The organism is Corynebacterium sp. HMSC059E07 (assembly GCF_001814395.1).
Lineage (GTDB): Bacteria > Actinomycetota > Actinomycetes > Mycobacteriales > Mycobacteriaceae > Corynebacterium > Corynebacterium hesseae.
This window is the reverse complement of record NZ_KV816292.1, coordinates 1-1,563: the sequence shown is the minus strand read 5'-3', so window position 1 is coordinate 1,563 and position 1,563 is coordinate 1. Positions and strand designations below refer to the sequence as shown.

At 53.1% G+C, this 1,563-nt stretch carries 1 rRNA gene; it reads right to left on the bottom strand.

Annotated elements, in window-relative coordinates:
- Positions 1 to 1,536: ribosomal RNA gene (locus tag HMPREF2967_RS13225) — 23S ribosomal RNA — on the bottom strand; the annotation flags it as partial.
- Positions 1,537 to 1,563 lie beyond the last annotated feature (27 nt).

The following is a 1,563-nucleotide window of genomic DNA, read 5'->3' as shown; positions in this document are numbered from 1 at the left end:
ATCGTATCCGCGGTGGTTAGTATCAGTGCTTTATCATGGGCGCGGATATACGGGTACCAGAATATCAACTGGTTATCCATCGACTACGCCTGTCGGCCTCGCCTTAGGTCCCGACTCACCCTGGGAAGACGAACTTGACCCAGGAACCCTTAGTCATCCGGCGGGAAGGATTCTCACCTTCCAATTCGTTACTCATGCCTGCATTCTCACTCGCACACACTCCACGCCGCCTCACGGTAACGCTTCAACACATGCACGACGCTCCCCTACCCAATACAAAGTATTGCCGCGGCTTCGGCGGTGTGCTTGAGCCCCACTACATTGTCGGCGCAGGACCACTCGACCAGTGAGCTATTACGCACTCTTTCAAGGATGGCTGCTTCTAAGCCAACCTCCTGGCTGTCTTCGCGATCCCACATCCTTTTCCACTTAGCACACCCTTAGGGGCCTTAACCGGCGATCTGGGCTGTTTCCCTCTCGACTATGAAGCTTATCCCCCACAGTCTCACTGCCGCACAACACAATTAGTGGCATTCGGAGTTTGGCTGACATTGCTAAGATTGTAGTCCCGCTCAACCAACCAGTAGCTCTACCTCCACCAAGCTAATGCGACGCTGCACCTAAATGCATTTCGGGGAGAACCAGCTATCACGGAGTTTGATTGGCCTTTCACCCCTACCCACAGCTCATCCCCGCAGTTTTCAACCTACGTGGGTTCGCGCCTCCACAGCATCTTACTACTGCTTCACACTGGCCATGGGTAGATCACCCCGCTTCGGGTCCAGGACATGCCACTAAACACCCCATGAGGATTCGGTTTCCCTACGGCTACCCCACACGGGTTAACCTCGCGACATGCCGCTGACTCGCAGGCTCATTCTTCAAAAGGCACGCCATCACACACATACAGGTGCTCTGACGGATTGTAAGCACATGGTTTCAGGAACTATTTCACTCCCCTCCCGGGGTACTTTTCACCATTCCCTCACGGTACTCATACACTATCGGTCACACTGAGTATTTAGGCTTACCGGGTGGTCCCGGCAGATTCACAGCAGATTCCACGAGCCCGCTGCTACTCGGGCAACCCAACAACCCATGCATTGAAGCCTTCAACTACGGGACTATCACCCTCTACGGTAGGCGTTTCCACACCACTTCACCTAACAACAACACACAAGCAAACCAGTGGTAGCTGATTCACATTGGGGCCCACAACACCGCACACACAACCCCTACCAAGTATCACATGCACACGGTTTAGCCTCATCCACGTTCGTTCGCCACTACTAGCAGAATCATATTTTATTTTCTTCTCCTACGGGTACTGAGATGTTTCACTTCCCCGCGTAAACCCCCACAACAGCTATGAATTCACTGAAGGGTAACACCCCATAACAGGTGCCAGGTTTCCCCATTCGGACATCCTCGGATCAACGCTCTATTGACAACTCCCCGAGGCTTAACGCAGCCTTACACGTCCTTCATCGGCCCAGCATGCCAAGGCATCCACCATGCGCCCTAAATAACGAACACACAACCAACACAACAACCACCACAAAA